We start from the raw sequence: 21,134 nt of genomic DNA, 5'->3' as shown, positions 1-21,134 counted from the left end.
GTTACATCAACCAATGTAACAGTTAAGACGGTAAAAAGGAGACGGATCGGATGAACGCACGCATGACGCCCCACGAAGCCGCCGTTGACCCATCCGCGCCGGTCGATACCGACATCGCCATCATCGGCTCCGGCTTTGCGGGGCTCGGCATGGCGATTCGCCTGCGGCAAGCCGGCCTGACCGATTTCATCATCGCGGAAAAGGCCGCGTCGGTCGGCGGCACCTGGCGCGACAACCACTATCCCGGTTGCGCCTGCGACGTCCAATCGCACGTCTATTCGTTCTCCTTCGCCCCGAATCCGCACTGGACCCGCATGTTCGCGCGCCAGCCGGAAATTCGCGGATACATGGAAGAATGCGCGCAGCGCTTCGGCGTTCAGCGTCATTTGCGCTTTGGCCATGAACTGGCGAGCGCGATCTACGACGAGACGCGCCACCGCTGGCAACTGAGCTTCGCGAACGGCCAGCAATGGTCCGCGCGCGTGCTGATTTCGGCGATGGGCGGCCTCTCGCGCGCGGCCCTGCCCGACATTCCGGGGATCGAAAAATTTCGCGGCAAGACGTTCCATTCGCAGCAATGGGACCACGGTTATCCGCTCGACGGCAAACGTGTCGCCGTGATCGGCACCGGCGCGAGCGCGATCCAGTTCGTGCCGCAGATCGCGCCGCGCGTCGCGCATCTGGAACTGTTCCAGCGCACGCCGCCGTGGATCATGCCGAAGGCCGACCGTCCGGTGAAGCCGCTCGAACAGTGGCTCTTCAGACATCTGCCGTTCACGCAGAAAATCATGCGCTCGGCGCTGTACTGCATGCTCGAATCGCGGGCGCTCGGTTTCGCGATTCATCCGTCGCTGATGAAAACCGCGCAGAAAGTCGCCGAACGACATCTGCGCCGCCAGGTGCCCGACCCGCAACTGCGCGCCACGCTGACGCCGAACTACACGATGGGCTGCAAGCGCGTGCTGATTTCCAACGACTACTTCCCCGCGCTGTCGCGCCAGAACGTGGCGGTGACCACCACCGGCATCGCCCGGATCGAGGAAGACGCGGTGATCACGACAGATGGCGCGCTCCACCCGGCCGACTGCCTGATCTTCGGCACCGGCTTCCAGGTCGCCGATCCGTTTCCGCCGGGCGTGGTGCTCGGGCGTGGCGGCGTCGATATCGTCGATACATGGCGCGACGGCGCGCATGCGTATCTGGGCACGGCGTTGCCGGGCTATCCGAACTTCTTCATGGTGGTGGGTCCGAACACCGGCCTCGGCCACAACTCGATGGTGTTCATGATCGAGTCGCAGGTCGAGTACATCCTGCGCGCGCTGAAGACGATGAACGCCGAACGCGCCGCCGCGATCGAAGTGCGCCCGCAGGTGGAGCGCGCCTATAACGAGCGCATCCAGCAGAAGCTCGGCCGCGCGATCTGGTCGACCGGCGGCTGCAAGAGCTGGTATCTCGATCCGAAGACCGGCAAGAACACCACGCTGTGGCCGGGGTTTGCGTACAAATTCCGCCAGGCCACGAGCACCTTCAGCATGGACGATTACGTCGCGTATGCGCCGGCGCAGCAGCCGGTTGGTGTGGCGATGCATACGCCGACGCACGAGCCGATGCAAACGCCGAAGAATGCGCCGGTTGCCGCGTCGGCGGAAGCGACCTGAGCGACACAGCGACAGCGACAGCGACAGCGACAACGACAACGACAACGACAAACCAGCTTGCATGGGACTCAGGTCAGCGCCGAAACGCCGGCTCGGCCCACAGGAGATAAGCCAATGAAGAACTTCACCGACAGGGTCGCCGCCATCACCGGCGCAGGCTCGGGCATGGGCCGCTCGCTCGCGATTCAACTGGCGCGCGAAGGCTGCCATCTCGCCCTCGCCGACCGCAATGCCGCGAGCCTCGCCGAAACCGCGCAACTCGCGCAAGCCGCCGCGCCGCAGATTGTCGGCGCGCCGCTACTCATCACCACGCGCGTGCTCGACGTCGCGGACCGCGCCGCGATGCTCGACTGGGCCGCGGAAACGGCCGCGCAGCATCGGCGCGTCAATCTCGTGTTCAACAACGCGGGCGTGGCGCTGTCGAGCACGATCGAAGGCATGGATTACGCCGATCTCGAGTGGATCGTCGGCGTCAACTTCTGGGGCGTGGTGCACGGCACGAAAGCGTTTCTGCCGTATATCAAGGCGTCGGGCGCGGGCCATATCGTCAATACGTCGAGCGTATTCGGGTTGTTCGCGCAGCCGGGCATGAGCGGCTACAACGCCACCAAATTCGCGGTGCGCGGTTTTACCGAATCGCTGCGCCAGGAACTCGATCTGATGAAGTGCGGCGTGTCGGCGACCTGCGTGCATCCCGGCGGCATTCACACGGGCATCGCGCAATCGAGCCGGATCGCGCCCAACATGGTCGGCTTCATGCTGGAAAACGAACAGCAAGGCAAGGACGACTTCGAGAAGTTCTTCATCACCACCGCCGACGAAGCCGCCCGCGTGATTCTCGACGGCGTGCGCAAGAACAAGCGGCGCGTGCTGATCGGGCGCGACGCGCGCGCCGCCGACTGGCTCGCGCGCACCTTGCCGGCGGCGTATCAGGCGCTGGTCGTCATGCAGGCGCGCCGGATGAAGCGCATCGCGGAAAAACGCGCGCGCCGCGCCGCGCAGATCGACGGCAAGCGTGTATGACGCGCGTTACCCCATCAACCGCTTCGACAGCAAACCCAGGATCACAAGGAGAAAGGCCATGATGCCGGTTCGCCGCGACCTTCGTTTCAATCTGCCGCCGGAACGTGCCTGCGACTGGCATGTGCAAGGCTCGCATGTGACACACTTCTTCAACGCGCTGTCGCTGCTATTCCCGGCGGGCGAGCGTTTCTTCATGGATAGCGTGCGCAACTATCGCGACCAGATCGACGACCCCGTGCTGAAAAAACAGGTGCTCGGCTTCATCGGCCAGGAAGCCATGCATACGCGCGAGCACATCGAATACAACGACCTGCTGCAGGAAGCCGGGCTGCCGGCGCACAAGCTCGACAAGCGGCTGTGGGCGATCCTCAATTTCGGCCGCAAAGTGCTGCCACATTCGTATCAGCTCGCCGTCACCGTCTGCCTCGAACACTACACCGCGATGCTGGCGGCCCTGCTGCTGGAAGACGCGACGCGCGTCGGCGGCTCGGTGGAAGGCTATGCGCAGATGTGGACCTGGCACGCGCTGGAAGAAACCGAGCACAAGGCCGTTTCGTACGACGTGTGGAACACCGTGCTTAAACCGGGCCTCGGCCGTTATCTGCTGCGCACCGGCACCATGCTGGCCACCACCTTCACGTTCTGGCTGATCGTGTTCGATTTCCATCTGCGCCTGCTGATCGCCGACCGCAAACGCGGCGGCCACCTTCGCGGCATGTGGCGCGTCGTCAAATATCTGTACGGTCCACGTCATGGCGTGTTTCCGCGTATTGCCGGCGAATGGCTGAGCTTTTTCCGGCCCGGCTTCCATCCGTGGGATCACGACAATCGCGCGCAACTGGCGCGGATCGACGGTCTCGTCGCCGCCGTCGACGCCACCAATGCAAGCGCCCGAGCACCCGCAAGGCCGCGCGACGCGCCGCGCAGGCGGCCGCGTGATACGCGACACGCTGTCGGTCGTGGCCGGCGACGTGCGGCTCGCGGTCTACGTCAGCGGGCCGCGCGACGCACCGCCGATCGTGCTGGTGCACGGCTATCCCGATTCGGCCGCGGTATGGGAACCGGTGCGCGCGCAACTGGATGCGCGCTACCGCGTCATCAGCTACGACGTGCGCGGCGCGGGCGCCTCCGAGGCGCCGGCCACGCGCGGCGCTTACCGGCTCGAACGGCTGGCCGCGGATCTGGCGGCGGTTGCCGACGCAACCTGCGGCACGCGGCCGTTTCATCTGGTCGGCCACGACTGGGGATCGATTCAGAGCTGGGAGGCGGTGACCGATCCGGCGTTCAAAGGCCGTATCGCGTCGTATACGTCGATCTCCGGGCCGTGCCTCGATCACGCGTCGCTCGGCTTGCGCGGGGGCGATGGTGCGCAGTTAACACAGCAGTTAACGCAGCAGTTGACGGATCAACCGGCGCATCAACCCGTCAAGCGGCCGTTCGGCAGCGGTGTGCGGCAAACGCTCAAGTCCTGGTACATTTTCTTTTTCCATCTGCCATGGCTGCCGGAACTGGTGTGGCGCGCGGGTGGCGCACGCTGCTGGCCGCTGTGGCTGCGCGTGACCGAACGCGTGCGCCCTGAGCGCGATCCCGCGCAAATGCGCAACGCGCTCAACGGTCTGAATCTGTATCGCGCGAATTTCATCGACAAGCTGCTGCGGCCGCGCTCGCGCCATGCGCGTGCGCCGGTGCATTTCATCGTGCCGTTGCGCGACCGCTATGTCGGGCCGGCGCTATCGCTCGGGCTGGAGGGATGGCTCGGCTCGTATCGGCGCACGGAGATCGATGCGGGCCATTGGGTCGTGCTGCGCGAGCCCGAACGGATCGCCGCGATTATCGAAAGCTTTGTCGCGCAGCAGCGCACCGGCCTCGGCCTTGACGAGACGCTCAACGAGACACCCAGCGCGACGGTCAATGCTCGCGCGGCAGGCGTGTGAACAGCGTCGGATAGTCGATCACGAGGCCGTCTTCGTCCACCGTCAGGTTCGCCGTGAAGTTGCGGAACAGGCCTTCGTAGCGATACGCCTTGTTCAACGCGATGCACGAATACGCCTGCTCGGCGCGCGTGACCTGCAAATCCGGCGTCGAGATATACGCCACCGAAATCGGCTGACGCTCGCCTTGCGCCAATTGCAGACGGCGGATCGGCAGCGTATTGGTGTACGGCGTGGCCGCAATGTCGATGTCGATGCAACCGTCGAGTGCGCTCAGCACGAGGCCGTGACCGTCGCGCCAACGGCCCTGGCCGTCGCCGTGCAATTCCAGTTCGCCGCCGCCGACGATCTTCAGCCACGCATGCGTGGTGCGCCATTGCGCGTCGCAGCGCACCGTGTAGTGCAATCCGTATGCCTTGCCGTAGCGCTGTCCCACCACCACGCTTTCCACCGCGAAGCCGTCGTCGCGGGCGTCGAACGTTAGATGTTCGATTCCTTCGTCCTCTTCCGACGTCCATCGTAATTCGCGCATTGTCTGTCTCCTCGTGAAACGGCCTGGCCCGCATGCGTGGGGTTTGCGCCGTGTATTGGCCACGTACTCGCCGGGTTCTGGGGTTGCTTATCCTAGCGCGAAAGCTTTCGGTTCGCCGACACAACTCGCCACGCGCCCACACACCGGGCGAGGTGTCGCAAATAGCCACTATCAACGCCTCGCGATGCCCGCAGCGCCGCGGCTAGCCTATGCTCGCGGTTCCGCTCCTTACCGGCCTGGCTCGCACCTGACGCTCAAGCGTCGTGTCGCGCGCGTCGTCGACTTCATACCGCTCTCAAACCATGCACGCCGCCTCGACCCAAGCAAAATCCGCCGCTCTGCGCACACTGTTGCGCAGCCTCGGCCAGATCGTGCTGCAGCCGAATGCGTTCACCGGTGCGTGTCTGCTCGCCGGGTGGCTGCTGGCCGACCCGCGCCTCGCCTGCGCAGCGCTGATGGGCGCGACCGCGGCCAACGTGAGCGCCGTGCTGGCAGGCTATCGTGAAGCCGATACGCGCGACGGGCTGCACGGCTTCAACGGCGCGCTGGCGGGTCTCGCCGCGTTCAATTTCATCGCCGACAACGCGACCGCCACCGCGGTGGCGATTCTCGCCGCCACGGCGACAGCGTGGTGTCTCGAACCCTGGTCGCGCCGGCTGCGCGCGCACGGCTTAGGCGTGTTCTCCAGCCCGTTTCTGATCGTCACATGGCTTTGGCTGCCGATGATGACGAGCGCCACACCCGTCGCGACCCAGGCGCTCGCGCAACCGTTCATCGCGACGCAATGGATCAACGGCCTACTCGGCGCGCTCGCACAACCCGGCTTCGGCTCCGGCGCATTAGCGGGCCTGCTCGTGCTGATCGGGATCGCCGCGGCGTCACGCAGGCACGCGCTGTGGGCGCTGATCGGCGGCGCGCTCGCCAGCATGGCGCACGTGTTGCTCGGCGCCACGGCGAGTTCGCTCGACGCGGGCCTGTTAGGATTCAACGGCGCGCTGACCGCGATCGCGCTGGCCGATTGCGGCGCCGCGGCAACGCTGAGCGGCGTGGGCGTCGCGGTGCTGTTGCAGGCGGTCGCGAGCTATTTCGGCTGGCCGGCCATGACGGCGCCGTTCGTGCTCGCGAGCTGGAGCGTGCAGGGGTTCCGGCATCGCTTCACGCGGCGTGTCATGGCGCGAAAAGCGATGGAACGCATCGATCCCTCTCAGCAACTCTCTTGAATGGGACTGGAGACAAACATGTCTTTCACTCATGCCCCCGCGGGCCGTCTCGCCGAAACAGGACCGCTGTCCGACGCGGAGCAACAGACTCGCGTCGACCTCGCTGCCGCCTATCGTCTCGCCGCCCTCAACGGCTGGGACGATCTGATCTACACGCATATCTCGGCCAGCGTGCCCGGCGAACCGGGCCACTTTCTGATCAACCCGTTCGGCCTCGCGTTCGACGAAGTGTGCGCGTCGAACCTCGTGAAGATCGATATCGACGGCAACATTATCGGCACGAGCGAGCATCCGGTGAATGCGACCGGCTTCGCGCTGCACGCCGCCGTCCACGCGGCGCGCGCCGACGCGTTCTGCGTGATGCATCTGCACAATACGGCCGGCGTGGCGGTGTCGACGCAGCCGGCCGGCTTGCTGCCCGCGTCGCAGCATGCGCTGCGCTTTTACGGGCAGCTCGCTTACCACGACTACGAAGGCCTCGCGTTCTCACCGGCCGAGGGCGAGCGTCTCGTCGCGCATCTCGCCGACAAACCCGCCATGCTGTTGCGCAACCACGGCACGCTGACCGCCGGCCGCACCGTGGCCGAAGCTTATGTGCTGATGGCGACACTGCTCAAGGCATGCGAAATCCAGTTGCAGGCGCAAGCATGCGGCGCGGAACTCGTGGTGCCGAGCGATGCGGTCGCCGCGCGTACGGCCGAGCAACTCTACGACGGCGGCGCGATTGAAGGCGCGCTTGAATGGCCGGCGTTACTGCGCAAGCTCGACCGAATCGATCGCGCTTATCGGCACTGAAGTCGGCACTGAAGTCGCCGCTGAAATCACCACGAAAATAGCGCCAAGCCGCCCGCGTCAACTCAATTCTTTAACGGAGTCATGTCATGCCCACGTTTCATATCGAACTTTTCGAAGGCCGCACAGTGGAACAGAAACGCCAGTTCGTCGAAGCCATCACGAAGGCGACCTGCGAGTCGCTCAACGTCGAGCCGAATTCGGTGGACATTATTTTGACCGACGTGAAACGCGAAAACTGGGCAACGGGGGGTCGTTTGTGGTCGGACGCGGATGCGTGAAGGTTGCGTGAGCACCTGAGCCGTCGTCCAGAATTCCGCGCGCATTGCACGCGCAGTCAATACAGCGCGGCGACGCGTGTCTGACACGCGTCGCCGCAGCGGCGTGAAACGTAAAATCACTACGCCCCTACGCCGCAATCACCCAACCCATTTAGAACTTGTGGATGATACCCACGCCCGCAGCGAACTGGCTGCGTGACGACGACGGCGCGCCGTTCTGACCGTCGCCGATATCGGCCGTTGCGTTGATGATGCTGGTGCCGTTCGTCGCCAGCGTCTGGCCGGCCGCGCGCTGATACGCCTCGAGCGCGTACAGGCCGGTGCGCTTGGAGAGGCTGTAGTACTGCGACAGGTTGAACTGCTGATAACGCGCCGAACTCGTAATGCCGTTCGCCTGCGTGGCGCGCGTGTAGCTATAGCCAGCGGCCAGATCCAGCGCCGTCACCGGACGGTAGTGCAGCACCGCGCCGCCCGTATTGAAGATCGCGGTGGTGTGGAACGGCGAGTTGATGCCCGCCACGTACTGCACGTTCGAGTACGAGAACGACACGTCCCATGACGAGCTGAACGCGTAACCGCCGGTCACGGCCACGCGCTGCTGCGCCGCCGATTTCTGGTAGCCGTTGTTGATGCCCGACACACCCGCCTGCGCGCCCGCGTTCGACGTCGTGGAATCCGCGCCCCACGCACCGCCGCCCGGCGTCGAGTTGTTGATGCGCTGGAAGCCCACCGCGATACCGAACGGACCGGTAATATATTGCAGCGCCGCGCTCCACGTCGAACCGGCATTCAGGCTGCCTGCCACGCCGCCCAGCGAGTACGAACCGCTCGCCGTGAACCCGTAGAAATTCGGCGACGTGTACACCAGCGAATTGTTCGCGCGGTACAACGTGTCGAGCGAATCGATATCGCCCGGGTGCGCGCCGTAGGCGCCGGTCAGCCACGTGGTCGGGCTATACGGCGACAGCAGCGTGTAGTACGAGGTGTACTGGCGGCCGGCCGTCAACGTACCGTAGGTGGCGTTGGCGACGCCCACATAAGCCTGGCGGTTGAACGCCAGACCGGAAACGCTCTGCGCGCCGGTCGCGCTGTTGAAGCCCTCTTCCAGCTGGAAGATCGCCTTGGTGCCGCCGCCCAGATCCTCGCCGCCCTTCAAACCGAAGCGGCTACCCGCCCAGATCCCGTTGACCATCTTGACCGCCGAGCGGCCGCCCGAGGTCGACCCGAGCGACGTCTGACTGCTCTGATAACCGATTCCGGTATCGACGATCCCGTACAACGTCACGCTGCTCTGAGCGTGCGCGCCAAGGGCGACCAACCCAAGTGCAGAAGTTGCTAGTGCCTTTTTCATGTGTGCTCCTCTGTTGAAAATTATTTTTTGATTCGCGGCGCCGCGCGGGCGCCGCTGAGTGTGAATGTGAGTCTGCTCAGAACACCGGATGGCCATTGATCAGGCTCGGCAGCCAGGTGGAAAACATCGGTACGTAGGTGACGATGTTGATCGCGCTGAAAATGGCCAGGTAGTACGGCCACGCCACCTTGGTGGTCTCGCCGATCGACACGTTGCCGATCGCGCAGCCGATGAACTGCACAGAGCCGATCGGCGGATGCACGAGGCCCAACGAACAGTTCAGCAGAATCATGATGCCGAACTGCACCGGCCCCACGCCGGCATGCATCGCCATCGGCAGGAACAGCGGCGTCGTGATCAGGATGTGCGCCGCCATATCGACGAACGTGCCCAGGAAAACCTGCAGCAGGTTGATGTACAGCAGCATCAGCCACGGCATGCTGGTCGCGCCGTCGAGCATGCGTTCGATCGCGTCCGGAATCTCCAGATAGGCCATCTGGTAACGCAGCATGTTCGACACGCCGATCAGCAGCAGCACCACGCCGGTCGTCTTCGCCGCTTTCGAGAGTGCGTGGAAGAGCTTCTTCATCGTCATCGAGCGATACACGACGACGGTCAGCACCAGCGAATAGAACACGGCGATCGCCGCGGCTTCGGTCGCGGTCGCAATGCCCTTGGCGACGCAGAACAGAATGATCGCGATCACCATCAAGCCGGGCACGGCGCCGACGAAGGTTCGGCCCACCGCGTACCAGCCGGGGAATTTCTGCAGTTCGGTCGAACCGTCGGGACGGCGCGGATAACCGTACTTGACCGCTTGCCAGTACGCGGCGAGCAGCACGAAGCCCATCACCCACAGCACCGGCAGCAGACCGGAGAACAGCAGATCGCCGATCGACACGCCGCTCATCTGGTGACCGTTCAACGTGCCCGTAATGCCCTGGGCCGCGAACGCGTAGATGATCATGTTCGTCGAGGTCGGCATCAACGCGCCCACCAGCGACGAATGGGTCGTCACGTTGACCGCATAGGCCGCGCTGTAGCCTTCGCGCTTCATCAACGGAATGACCACGCCGCCCATGGCCGACGTATCCGCCGACGGAGAACCGGACACCCCGCCGAACAGCGTGCAGGCCACCACGTTGGCCATACCGAGGCCGCCGCGGAAATGCCCGACGGCCGCTTGCGCGAAACGCAGGATGCGGTCGGCGATGCCGCCGTGCAGCATCAACTCACCGGACAGAATGAAGAACGGCACCGCGAGAAACGAAAAGCCGTTGATGCCCGAAATCATCGCCTGCATGGCGGTGGCCGCGGGCAGGCCTTCGTACAGATAAGTCAGGACGCACGAGAGTCCCAACGCGAACGAAACAGGAACCCCGAGAACGAGAAAGACGAGGAAACTGACGGCGAGAATGGCAAGTTCCATGATTGCTCTAGTTGTGTTTCTTGACGAAAAGCGCGAGCAGGTTCTCGAGCGAGAACAAGGCAATGCAAACGCTGGCAACGACCGGAATGCAGTAGCGCACGCCTTCGGGCAAACCGAGAATCGGAATCCGGTCTTCCATGGTGGTTTCGGCCATTTGCAGACAGCCGAAGAAAATCGCCACGGCCAATGCGATCAGACAAAGATGTTGAAACGCGGCCGCCATGACCTGCCCTTTCGGCGGCAGCTTCGTGACCAGCGAATCGAGCCCGATGTGGCCGCCCTCGCGCACTTTCAGCGCGGCGCCGAACATGGCGATGACGATCACCAGCAGCAGCGCGATGGGCTCGACGAAATCGGGTGCGTCGTTGAAAACGTAGCGCATCACGACGCTATAGATCACGAGCAGGCTGAGCACGGCAAGACTCACCGACGCCACGATAACCAGCGCGTGAAACAGAAAATCATTTGGGCGCTTTATGAATCTCATTGACCCCATCCTTTTACCGCGGACCTGTCTTTAGTAAATCAGCCATTCATGTCGACTGCTTTCACGCGGCACGGCGTGACGTGACGTGACGTGCGCGGACGGTGGAAATGCCCAGCAGATTCTTCTGCCAGGCTTTTCCCACTGTGACCGTCAAGCTCCGCGCAACATCCAAGCCGCAAGCCTTATTTGATGGCCTGAATCTCGTCGACGATCTGCTTCATTTGCGGGGTCTTTTCGTACTTGGCCCAGACCGGTTGCATCGCCTTCACGAACGCGGCGCGATCGATCTGCGCAGCCGGGATGATGGTCGCGCCGCCCTTGGTGACCGTCTTCGCCGCGTCGTTCTCACGCGCGGTCCACAGCTTCTGGTAGTACGGCACCGAGTCGGCCGCGGCCTTCTTGATGATGTCCTGCTCTTGCGGCGTCAGCGTGTCCCACACCTTCTTCGAGAACACCAGCACTTCCGGCGTCATGGAATGCTGGGTTTCGGAGTAGACGTTCGCGACTTCGAAGTGCTTGGTCTCTTCGTACGACGGCAGATTGTTTTCCGCGGCGTCCACCAGACCCGTCTTCAGGCCCGTATAGACTTCGGCGAACGGCATCGGCGTCGGCGTGCCGCCCATTGCGCGAATCTCGTCGACCATCAGATCGGAAGGTTGCACGCGCACCTTCAGGCCTTTCATGTCGGCCGGCGAATGGATCGCCTTCTTCGCGTAGATCGAACGCGCGCCGCTCTCGTAGAACGTCAGCGCGATCATGCCCTTCGCCTTGAAGGCGTCGAGAATCTTCTGGCCTTCCGGGCCGTACATCACCTTGCGGAAATGGTCGATGTCGCGGAACAGGAACGGCAGCGACGGAATCATCGACTCGGGAACGATCTCGTTGAACGCGGCGCCGTTGGCGCGCGCCATGTCGAGCGCGCCGATGCGCACCTGATCGACCGTGTCGTTTTCGGAGCCGAGCGCGCTGTTGCCGAACACCTTGACGGTGTCCTTGCCGCCCGTGGCCTTGCTGATCTCGTCACCCATGTATTTCACGGCCATATTGGTCGGGTAGGTGTCGCCGTGCACGTCCGACACGCGGAACACGCGTGCTTCCGCCGACGCGGCACTGAAGGCCAGCACCGACGCTGCAACGATCATCGAAACACGGGAAGAGGCGAACTTCTTGTTCATCGTGACATTCCTTGTAAATGGACCATCCAATCGATTGGCCGATTGCGGAGGGCTGCTAGCGGAAGGCCAGTACGAATGCGATATGGCTTTACTGCGTCTCCCGGCTCCGCGTTCGCTCACCCGTGCAGGCTGCGGACGCTTCGCCGTGCTGGTCTGTGCAGTTTCCCCGGCACCGATCTCAGCACTCCTGTCAGACAACTCGACATCTTTTACTTTTGCTTCGACTGCATCGGCGCGCCGCTCGTGGCGATGAATCGTTCACGCAGCGGCCGCCTTGTCCCGCTGTTGTCCTTAAATTCGAGAAAGGAATTTGTTTGGACTTGTATGTTGTACGACGACATACGAAGTCTATAAAACGCAGTTTGAGTTGTACAGACGGTATTTACCCGCAGAATTGAGATAGCCGGCAGAGATGACTCAAGTACCGCAACGCCAAGGCCTTATGGGTGCTGGGACTGGGATGACGAAGGCGGAAAGGCGTCTCGTGACGCTCTGTTTCTTCGTAGGGAAAGGCGGAATGAATATGGCGCGAATGTGGCAGCAAAGCCACATAGTTATACGACGAGTGATGAATTGAAGTGAGTGCAGAGAAGTGCGCCGGCATGGAGTCATGCCGGCGCGTCACGCTTACGGTGTCGCTTACAGGACGCCGGCGTATTCCGGTTCCGGCAGCCCGGTGACGCCGGGACGCACGGCGAACAGGTGGCCGTCGTGCTCGCTCGCGCCCGTTGCGGGCCGGATCGAGGTGACGAACAGCGTATCGAGATCGCGTCCGCCGAACGCGCACATGGCCGGCTTGATGGCCGGCACGACGATCTCGCGATCCAGCTTGCCTTGCGGCGTGAAGCGCAACAGCCGGCCCGCGTCGTTGGCGCAAATCCAGTAGCAGCCGTCGGCGTCGACCGCGGCGCCGTCGGGACGGCCCATGTAGTGATTCAGATCGGCGAACACGCGCCGGTTGCGCGGCTCGCCGGCGTCGACGTCGTAATCGAATGCCCAGATCTGGCGGCGCAGCGGATGCGAGTCCGACAGGTACATGGTCGCGCCATCCGGCGACCACGCCAGACCGTTTTGCGTGATCAGCGCATCGATCACCGGCGCGGACAACACACCGTGCTCGTCGAAGCGATACAGCGCGCCGGCCGGATTCGCCAGCGACATGTCCTGCACCATCGTGCCCGACCAGAAGCGTCCCTGGCGATCACAACGGCCGTCGTTGAAACGCATGTCGCCGCAGGCGAAAGAAGGCGCGGCGAGCCGGCGCGTTTCGACCTGAAGCGATCGACCGTCGGCCGTTGCGGTTTCGCTCAGCGTGACGGCGAACAGCCCCGTCTCGCAACCGGCCAGCACGGTGCCGTGACGATCGAACGCGATACAGGCGACCTTCTCCGGTAAGCACCACTCGGAGCGCTGGCCCGCCTCTACCGCCAGGCGCACGATCTTTTGCGCGGGGATATCGACCCAGTACAGCGCCTGCTCCGCCGCCCGCCACACCGGACTTTCGCCGACCATCGCGGGCGCCTCGCCCGCTGCCTCGACACGCTCAACGTTGGGATTGGCCGCCGTGGCGCTCATCGCTTCGGCTCCATTGGACCGGCGAGTATGAACGCGCCGCCCTGGAAACGCTGGGTCGGATCGTCGAGATCGGCGGTCGGCGCGCTGACCGGAAACAGATGCTCGAATTCGACCGAGCTGTCCTGCGGCCGAAAACCGAGGAACGCGGCCTTCGTGTTGTCGACCCACTTGGTGCGGTTATCCGACACGCCGTAGACGATCGCATGGCCCACACGATTGGTGAACAGCGAGCAGCGCACCAGCTCGATAAAGTCGCGATAGCTGAGAAAAGTGACGAGCATGCGCGGATTCTTCGGCTGCTCGAACGACGAACCGATCCGCAGGCACACGGTCTCGAGCCCGAAGCGATCGAAGTAATAGCGCGACAGCGATTCGCCGAAGCACTTCGTCACGCCGTACAGGGTATCGGGGCGCAGCGGCGCATCGATATCCACCACTTCGGTCACCGGATGAAAGCCCACCGCGTGATTCGAGCTTGCGTAGACGATGCGCTTCACGCCCTGCTTCTGCGCCGCCGAATACAGGTTGTAGAGGCCGCGAATATTCGCTTCGAGCAGATCTTCGAACGGCGCCTCGACGGAAATGCCGCCGAGATGAATCACCGCGTCGACGCCTTCCAGCAGCGCGAGTACCGCGGCTTCGTCGGCGAGATCGACAATCGACGCTTCTTCGTGCGCCGCTACCTCGCCGAGCGGCGCGATGTCGGTGACGCGCACGACGTCGGCCCACGCGGCGAGCGCGCCGCGCAACTGCTGGCCGAGGTTGCCGGCGGCGCCGGTCAACAGCAGACGGCGGAAGGGTTTCTGTGCGGCGGAGTGAGCAGGATTCGAGTCGGTCATGTCTTGATAGGAGTGTGATTGCGCTGAAGCCAGCCAGGCGACGCCCGGCCGCTCAGGTCACCGGCGCCGGATTGAACAGCGTCAACGCATTGTGGAGCTTGAGTTTTTCCGCGCAGGTCTGCTTGCGTCCGCTGGCGACGTCGAGCATCAGCCGGAACAGTTCCCAGCCCACGTCTTCGATACTCGCCGCGCCGGTGGCGATCGTGCCGGCGTTGATGTCCATCAGATCGTGCCAGCGGCGCGCCAGATCGGAGCGCGTCGCGACCTTGATGACGGGCACTTCGGCGAGGCTGTACGGCGTGCCACGGCCCGTGGTGAACACGTGCAGATTGATACCGGCGGCCACCTGCAGCGTGCCGCAGATGAAATCGCTGGCCGGCGTGGCCGCGTAAATCAGCCCTTTCTGGCGGACCTTTTCGCCCGGCGACAACACGCCGGAAATCGCCGAATTGCCCGACTTGATGATCGAGCCCATCGCCTTTTCGACGATGTTCGACAGCCCGCCCTTCTTGTTGCCGGGCGTGGTGTTGGCGCTGCGGTCCGCGCCGCCGCGCTTCAGATAATCGTCGTACCACTGCATTTCGCGGATGATCGCCGCGGCCACGTCCGCATTGGCCGCGCGCGCCGTCAGTTGATCGACGCCGTCGCGCACTTCGGTGACTTCGGAGAACATCACCGTCGCGCCGGCTCGCACCAGCAGGTCGGTCGCGAAGCCCACGGCGGGATTCGCGGTCAGCCCGGAGAACGCGTCGCTGCCGCCGCACTGCACGCCGATCACCAGATCGGCCGCGGGACACGTCTCGCGACGGCGATTGTTCAGGCGCTTCAGATGGCCCTCGGCCATTCTCATGATCGAGTCGATCATCGACTGGAAGCCGACGTGCGCGTCGTCCTGCAGCACCACGACGTCGCCGTTCAGATCGGCCTCGACGTCGCCGATGTCGGCGATTTCCGCGACGTTCGCGGCCGCCGCGATCGGAATCGTGCCCGGCGGCATCAGACGTTCAGGCTGCAACTTCTCGCAACCGAGGCTGACCATCATCACCTCGCCGCCGAAGTTCGGATTCAGGCTGATGTTGCGCACGGTGCGGATCGGCACCATCGCGTCGGGCGCGTCGATCGCGACGCCGCAGCCGTAGGTATGGCCGAGGCTCACCACGTCGTCGACATTCGGATAGCGCGGCAGCAAGTCGGCCTTGATGCGCGTGACCGCATGCTGCACCACGTCGGCCACACATTGCACGGTGGTCGTGATCGCCAGAATGTTGCGCGAGCCGACCGAGCCGTCCGCATTGCGATAACCCTCGAACGTGAAGCCTTCGAGCGGCGGCATCTCCGGCGCCTTGATGGTGGCGATCGGCAGGTCGTCGAGTCCGGGCGGGCTCGGCATGCGGATCACGTGCTCGTTGATCCAGCTACCCCTGGGCAACGCCTTCAGCGCGTAGCCGATCACCACGTTATAGCGGATCACCTCGTCGCCTTCGGCCAGATCGGCCAGCGCGACCTTATGGCCTTGCGGCACGCGTTCGCGCAACGCAATGCCGTCGGGGAAAACGGCGCCCTCGCCCAGACCGCCGTCATTGACGACGATCGCGACATTGTCATTGGGGTGAACGCGAATGTAGAGCGGAGATTGTTCCATTGCATCGATCCTCATGGCGCTGCACGCGCACTGCGCCAGCTATTCATACGTCATCCTACAACATGAAAGATTGCGTGGATGTTCCGTATTTACCCTATGGCGTGCATTATGCCGCGAAAACCCCGTTGAGTTAGACGATTTGTTGTTGTACGATGACGTATAAGAAATCTCCATTTCGACACATCAACCTCACACCGCCGCCCTGGATACTCATCATGACGACACCGCAGGAACTCAAGCAGATCGTTTCGGAAGGCCTTCTCTCCTTCCCCGTCACCGACTTCGACGAACAAGGCGATTTCCGCGCCGACACCTATGCCGAGCGCCTCGAATGGCTCGCGCCGTACGGCGCGTCGGCGCTGTTCGTGGCCGGCGGCACGGGTGAATTCTTCTCGCTCACGCACGACGATTACTCGAACGTGGTGCGCACCGCCGCCGAAGTCTGCAAAGGCAAGGTGCCGATCCTGGCCGGCGCGGGCGGCCCGACGCGCGTCGCGATCGCTTACGCGAAAGAAGCCGAACGTCACGGCGCGAACGGCGTTCTGCTGATGCCGCACTACCTGACCGAAGCCTGCCAGGAAGGCATCGCCGCGCACGCCGAAGAGGTCTGCAAGTCCGTGCCGAACATGGGCGTGATCATTTACAACCGCGCCAACTCCAAGCTTAACGCCGACATGCTGGAAGGGCTGGCCGAGCGCTGCCCGAACCTGATCGGCTTCAAGGACGGCGTGGGCGAGATCGAAAACATGGTGACGATCCGCCGCCGTCTGGGCGACCGTTTCTCGTACCTCGGCGGCCTGCCGACCGCCGAAGTCTATGCGGCGGCCTATAAGGCGCTGGGCGTGCCGGTGTATTCGTCGGCGGTGTTCAACTTCATTCCGAAGACCGCGATGGACTTCTACCGCGCGATCGCCACGGACGATCACGCAACCGTCGGCAAGCTGATCGACGAATTCTTCCTGCCGTATCTGGCGATCCGCAACCGTCGCGCGGGTTACGCGGTCAGCATTGTGAAGGCGGGCGCGAAGCTCGTCGGCCACAGCGCCGGCCCGGTGCGCGCACCGCTGACCGATCTGAACGAAGAAGAAATGGCGAAGCTCGACGCGCTGATCAAGACGCTCGGCCCGCAGTAATTGCGCGCTTGATTGTCGATTGCCAGAAGCGCCCGGGACGGTAACGTCGCCGGGCGTTTTTCATAGCGCGGCAGCGCGCCGCCCGCATAACGATTCAGGAGATGACGATGGAAATGAGCCGGATGGCGAGTTCCGCCCACGCCGCGAAACGCACGAAGGTCCGCTACGCGATCCTGCTGCTGATCTTTCTGATCACCACCTTCAACTACGCGGACCGCGCGACGCTGTCGATCACCGGCTCGGCGATGCGCGGCGAGTTCGGCCTCGACGCGATCCGGATGGGTTACATCTTCTCCGCGTTCAGTTGGGCCTATGTGCTGTCGCAACTGCCGGCCGGCTGGCTGCTGGATCGCTTCGGCGCACGGCGCGTCTACGCGGCGAGCATTTTCTTCTGGTCGCTCTTCACGCTGCTGCAAGGCACGATCGGCTTGCTGGGCAGCGCGGCCGCCGCCATTACCGCGCTGTTCGTGCTGCGCTTCGCGATGGGCGTGGCGGAATCGCCGGCGTTTCCGGCCAATGCGAAGGTGGTGGCGAGCTGGTTCCCCACCACGGAACGCGGCACGGCGTCGGCTATTTTCAATTCGGCGCAATACTTCGCGGCGGTCGTGTTCACGCCGCTGATGGCGTGGCTCACCCACGCCTTCGGCTGGCACATGGTGTATCTCGTGATGGGCGTGACCGGGCTGCTGCTCGCCCTCACGTGGCTGAAGGTGATGAAGAACCCGGCCGACCATCCGCGCGTGTCGCGCGCCGAACTCGACTACATCGAACAAGGCGGCGGCGTGGTGAACGGCCACAAAAAAACCCGGCCCGACGATCTCGCCCAGGCCGGCGGCTGGTTCCTGGTGCGTCAACTGCTCAGCAACCGCATGCTGCTTGGCGTGTATCTCGCGCAGTACTGCATCAACGTGCTGACCTACTTCTTCCTGACGTGGTTTCCGATCTACCTCGTGCAGGCGCGCGGCATGACGATTCTGCATGCGGGTCTGGTCGCGTCGTTGCCGGCGATCTGCGGTTTCTCCGGCGGCGTGCTCGGCGGCATTCTGTCGGACGGGCTGATCCGCCGCGGCCATTCGCTGACCGTCGCGCGCAAGGTGCCGATTGTGGGCGGCATGCTGCTGTCGGTGTGCATCATCGGCTGTAACTATGTGTCGACCGACTGGATCGTCGTCGCGCTGATGTCGCTCGCGTTCTTCGGCAAAGGCATCGGCGCGCTCGGCTGGGCAGTCGTCGCGGATACGTCGCCGAAGGAAGCGCTCGGGCTGTCGGGCGCGATCTTCAATATGTTCGGCAACGTGGCGGGCATCGTCACGCCGATCGTGATCGGCTACCTCGTGGCGACGACCGGCTCGTTCAACGGCGCGCTGGTGTTCGTCGGCGTGAATGCGCTGCTGACCGTGTTCAGCTATCTGGTGATCGTGAAAGATATCCGGCGAGTCGAGTTGAGCCCGGGCTAGCCTGGCGGGCGGTTATCGTACTTCCACGGCGGCGGCGTCATACGCGCCGCCGCCCCGCCAGGCTTGAAAAAGCGAGCTTCGACGGCGGTGATGGCGGCGATTCCGAAAATGATCTGGTGTTTATATAATCAGTCGTCAGACGACGGTATAATGAGACGTACAAGTATCTGCAACTATCTGATTTAAGGGGCGTTTTCGATGGCTACACCACTGGCATCCGCGGCACCGCCGCGACGCGCTCGCAATCTGGCCGAGTTCGTCGTCAGCTACGTCACCGAGCAGATCGCGTCCAACGCCTTGAAGCCCGGCGACAAACTGCCGACCGAATCGCAGTTGATGGTCACGCTGAGCGTGAGCCGCACCGTGATTCGCGAGGCGATTTCCCGCCTGCAGGCGGGCAAGGTCATCGAAACGCGTCACGGTATCGGCAGCTTCGTGCTGGAGCCGCAGCGCGAAAAGCTGGGCATCGACATGGTGCCCGCCACGACGTTGCGCGACGTATTGTCGATTCTGGAGCTGCGTATCAGCCTGGAAACGGAATGCGCCGGACTGGCCGCGCAACGCGCCAAACCGGACGACCTCGCTCGCATGCGCACCGCGCTCGACGCAATCGAGGCCACGCGTCACAACGGGTTGGATAGCGTCGACGCCGACTTGCAGTTTCATATCTCGGTGGCACGCGCCACCGGCAACCGCTACTTCGTCGACATCCTGACGCAGATGGGCAGCGCGCTGATTCCGCGCAACCGCCTCGACTCGGCGGGCATTGCTCGCGCGGAACCGGACGCGTATCTGTCGCTGGTCAATCTCGAACACGAGAGCATTCTCGAAGCAATCACCCGGCACGACGCGGAAGGCGCGCGCGCGGCAATGCGTATGCATCTGTCGAACAGCCGCGAGCGGCTGCGACGGGCAAATGAGACGGCTGAGGCGAATAGCTGAGGCGTTCGCTCTGGCGGCTCTGGTGGTGATAAAAAAGCCCGTGATTTCGACAACGAAATCACGGGCTTTTTGTTTTGGCGGGCGGTGTGGGGTGTCGCTTGATCGCGTAAGGTGGCCCGCAAGCAACGCTTCTCAAAATCACATCAAGATGTTGATAAGGTTGCCCGTAATCCTATCACTCAGAATTAATCTCATCACTCAAGTGATAGGATTATGCATATCTTATCAAGATTAACTTTTCTTATCACTCAAGTGATAAGATATTGATAAGCTTATCACCTACACATCGTCATGCCCGCCCAGCCGTCCTTGAACCTCATCGTCGAATACATTGCGCGAGAACTCGAAGCGGGCGCGACGGGCGTTTCCGCCGGCGCCATCCAGGCGCAGGTGAACCGTCCCAGGCCCACCGTGAACCGTGCCTTGGCACGGCTCGTCGCAACGGGCGTACTCGAACGGAACGGGGCCGGCCGGTCGGTTACCTACCGGATTTCGCCCCGCTCCACCCCCGCCCCCACGATCGCGCACGATCAGCAGGAGGCACGAGACTCACCCGCCTGGTGCTATCGGTCCACGGAACTCGTCGCTGCGCTGTCCGCTCCCCTCGGCACCCGTAAGCCCGTTTCCTATCAACGCGTTTTCGTCGACGGCTATCAGCCGAACGTGAGCAGCCTGCTCCCTGCGGCGCTGGCAGCGCAGCTTCAGGAAAAAGGCAAATCGAAGGATCAGCAACCTGCCGGCACCTATGCCCGCAAGGTGCTGGAGCAATTGCTCATCGACCTGTCCTGGTCCTCGTCACGGTTGGAGGGGAACCGCAAAAGCCGGCTGGACACCCGCGAACTGTTTGAACGCGGCCGCTCCGAGAGCGACGACCGCGACGCGACCATGCTGCTGAACCACAAGGAAGCGATCGAATTCATGGTGGACGCGGTGCCCACCGAGGGCATGACCGTGCCCGTCGTGCGCAATCTGCAGAGTCTGCTGATGCGCGATCTGTTGCAGGACCCGGCGGATCTTGGCGCGATCCGCAGCAAGATCGTCAACATTCACGGCTCGGTGTATCTGCCCTCTCAGGTTCCCAACCTGCTGGAAGAGATGCTTCGGCAAATCGTCGACAAGGCAACGCGCGTTCACAATCCGGTCGAAGCCGCGTTCTTTCTGTGGGTGAACCTGGCGTATCTGCAGCCCTTCGTGGACGGCAATAAGCGCACCAGCCGCCTGAGCGCCAACATGCCGCTCATGCTGTCGAACTGCGCGCCGCTGTCGTTTCTGGACGTGGAACAAACCGACTACGCGCTAGCGATGCTTGGCGTCTACGAACGGCTCGATGCGTCGCTCGCGGTCGAATTGTTCGACTGGACCTACCGCCGCTCGATCGACAAATATCAGGTCATTGTCGAGTCGATGGGTGGGCCGGACCCGTTGCGGGCCCGTTATCGCGAACACCTGGGCGAGGCGATCCGGCAGATCGTTTTTTTCGGTTCCACGCTCGCTCAGGCGATCGAAGCGGCGGGGATTCCCCAGATCGATAGCGCGGCGTTCAACGCCATGTTGAACACCGAACTGGCGCACCTCGAGGCGTACAACTGCGCCCGCTATCGCATGCCAATGACGAAAACGCAGGCGTGGATCGATAAGGGGCGACCGCGCTAGCGTCGGCGACTTGC

18 protein-coding genes and 1 pseudogene are annotated in these 21,134 nt (G+C 63.3%); 11 read left to right on the top strand and 8 right to left on the bottom strand.

Annotated elements, in window-relative coordinates; all coding sequences use genetic code 11:
• The first annotated feature begins 50 nt into the window (after positions 1-50).
• From FA94_RS25890 to FA94_RS25875, 4 genes and pseudogenes are all read left to right on the top strand, one after another.
• Positions 51-1,658, top strand: a complete 1,608-nt coding sequence (locus FA94_RS25890; RefSeq protein WP_035556561.1) for a flavin-containing monooxygenase — start codon at positions 51-53, stop codon at positions 1,656-1,658.
• Between the two features lie 114 nt (positions 1,659-1,772).
• Positions 1,773-2,681, top strand: a complete 909-nt coding sequence (locus FA94_RS25885; protein ID WP_035556559.1) for an SDR family NAD(P)-dependent oxidoreductase — start codon at positions 1,773-1,775, stop codon at positions 2,679-2,681.
• 58 nt (positions 2,682-2,739) lie between these two features.
• Positions 2,740-3,603: pseudogene (locus tag FA94_RS38195) on the top strand (metal-dependent hydrolase); the annotation flags it as partial.
• Between the two features lie 13 nt (positions 3,604-3,616).
• On the top strand, positions 3,617-4,615 hold the full coding sequence (locus tag FA94_RS25875; RefSeq protein WP_035563037.1) for an alpha/beta fold hydrolase: 999 nt from the start codon (positions 3,617-3,619) through the stop codon (positions 4,613-4,615).
• On the opposite strand, the gene FA94_RS25870 is transcribed toward FA94_RS25875, so the two are convergent.
• The gene (locus FA94_RS25870) at positions 4,590-5,144 is read right to left on the bottom strand and encodes a putative glycolipid-binding domain-containing protein (RefSeq protein ID WP_035556554.1); all 555 of its coding nucleotides are present in this window, start codon (positions 5,142-5,144) and stop codon (positions 4,590-4,592) included. The genes FA94_RS25875 and FA94_RS25870 overlap by 26 nt on opposite strands.
• Positions 5,145-5,446: 302 nt before the next feature.
• Between FA94_RS25870 and FA94_RS25865 the strand changes: the two genes are divergently transcribed.
• The 3 genes from FA94_RS25865 to FA94_RS25855 all read left to right on the top strand — a co-directional run bounded on the left by FA94_RS25865 (position 5,447) and on the right by FA94_RS25855 (position 7,437).
• Positions 5,447-6,364, top strand: a complete 918-nt coding sequence (locus FA94_RS25865) for an urea transporter (RefSeq protein WP_051980742.1) — start codon at positions 5,447-5,449, stop codon at positions 6,362-6,364.
• 18 nt (positions 6,365-6,382) lie between these two features.
• Positions 6,383-7,159, top strand: coding sequence for a class II aldolase/adducin family protein (locus FA94_RS25860; RefSeq protein WP_035556552.1), 777 nt, complete (start codon positions 6,383-6,385; stop codon positions 7,157-7,159).
• Between the two features lie 86 nt (positions 7,160-7,245).
• Entirely contained in the window at positions 7,246-7,437 is a 192-nt protein-coding gene (locus FA94_RS25855) for a 4-oxalocrotonate tautomerase (RefSeq protein ID WP_035556550.1), read from the top strand.
• Between the two features lie 151 nt (positions 7,438-7,588).
• Here the strand turns inward: FA94_RS25855 and FA94_RS25850 are convergent, their stop codons facing one another.
• The 7 genes from FA94_RS25850 to garD form a co-directional block, all read right to left on the bottom strand.
• Positions 7,589-8,788: a porin gene (locus FA94_RS25850; RefSeq protein ID WP_035556547.1), complete on the bottom strand. Its 1,200-nt coding sequence runs from the start codon at positions 8,786-8,788 to the stop codon at positions 7,589-7,591.
• A 76-nt stretch (positions 8,789-8,864) separates the two neighbouring features.
• Complete coding sequence (locus tag FA94_RS25845; protein ID WP_035556544.1) at positions 8,865-10,217, bottom strand: TRAP transporter large permease; 1,353 nt, start codon at positions 10,215-10,217, stop codon at positions 8,865-8,867.
• 7 nt (positions 10,218-10,224) lie between these two features.
• Positions 10,225-10,704: a TRAP transporter small permease gene (locus tag FA94_RS25840; RefSeq protein WP_035556542.1), complete on the bottom strand. Its 480-nt coding sequence runs from the start codon at positions 10,702-10,704 to the stop codon at positions 10,225-10,227.
• A 182-nt stretch (positions 10,705-10,886) separates the two neighbouring features.
• Positions 10,887-11,879 (bottom strand): TRAP transporter substrate-binding protein, encoded by a 993-nt coding sequence (locus FA94_RS25835; protein ID WP_035556540.1) that lies wholly within the window; start codon positions 11,877-11,879, stop codon positions 10,887-10,889.
• A gap of 639 nt (positions 11,880-12,518) precedes the next feature.
• Positions 12,519-13,454: an SMP-30/gluconolactonase/LRE family protein gene (locus FA94_RS25830; RefSeq protein WP_035556538.1), complete on the bottom strand. Its 936-nt coding sequence runs from the start codon at positions 13,452-13,454 to the stop codon at positions 12,519-12,521.
• Positions 13,451-14,293, bottom strand: a complete 843-nt coding sequence (locus FA94_RS25825) for an NAD-dependent epimerase/dehydratase family protein (protein ID WP_035556535.1) — start codon at positions 14,291-14,293, stop codon at positions 13,451-13,453. The genes FA94_RS25830 and FA94_RS25825 overlap by 4 nt, the downstream gene beginning before the upstream one ends.
• Before the next feature lie 52 nt (positions 14,294-14,345).
• The gene (gene garD / locus FA94_RS25820) at positions 14,346-15,935 is read right to left on the bottom strand and encodes a galactarate dehydratase (protein ID WP_035556532.1); all 1,590 of its coding nucleotides are present in this window, start codon (positions 15,933-15,935) and stop codon (positions 14,346-14,348) included.
• A 215-nt stretch (positions 15,936-16,150) separates the two neighbouring features.
• On the opposite strand from garD, the gene kdgD reads away from it, so the two are divergent.
• The 4 genes from kdgD (at position 16,151) to FA94_RS25800 (ending at position 21,120) form a co-directional block, all read left to right on the top strand.
• Positions 16,151-17,068, top strand: coding sequence for a 5-dehydro-4-deoxyglucarate dehydratase (kdgD, locus tag FA94_RS25815; RefSeq protein ID WP_035556530.1), 918 nt, complete (start codon positions 16,151-16,153; stop codon positions 17,066-17,068).
• A 107-nt stretch (positions 17,069-17,175) separates the two neighbouring features.
• Entirely contained in the window at positions 17,176-18,525 is a 1,350-nt protein-coding gene (locus tag FA94_RS25810) for an MFS transporter (protein ID WP_035556528.1), read from the top strand.
• 198 nt (positions 18,526-18,723) lie between these two features.
• Positions 18,724-19,467, top strand: coding sequence for a FadR/GntR family transcriptional regulator (locus FA94_RS25805; RefSeq protein ID WP_035556526.1), 744 nt, complete (start codon positions 18,724-18,726; stop codon positions 19,465-19,467).
• 309 nt (positions 19,468-19,776) lie between these two features.
• Positions 19,777-21,120, top strand: coding sequence for a Fic family protein (locus FA94_RS25800; RefSeq protein WP_231585030.1), 1,344 nt, complete (start codon positions 19,777-19,779; stop codon positions 21,118-21,120).
• Positions 21,121-21,134 lie beyond the last annotated feature (14 nt).

It is taken from the genome of Burkholderia sp. 9120 (assembly GCF_000745015.1).
Classification (GTDB): Bacteria; Pseudomonadota; Gammaproteobacteria; order Burkholderiales; family Burkholderiaceae; genus Paraburkholderia.
This window is presented reverse-complemented; position numbering and strand designations above follow the sequence as displayed.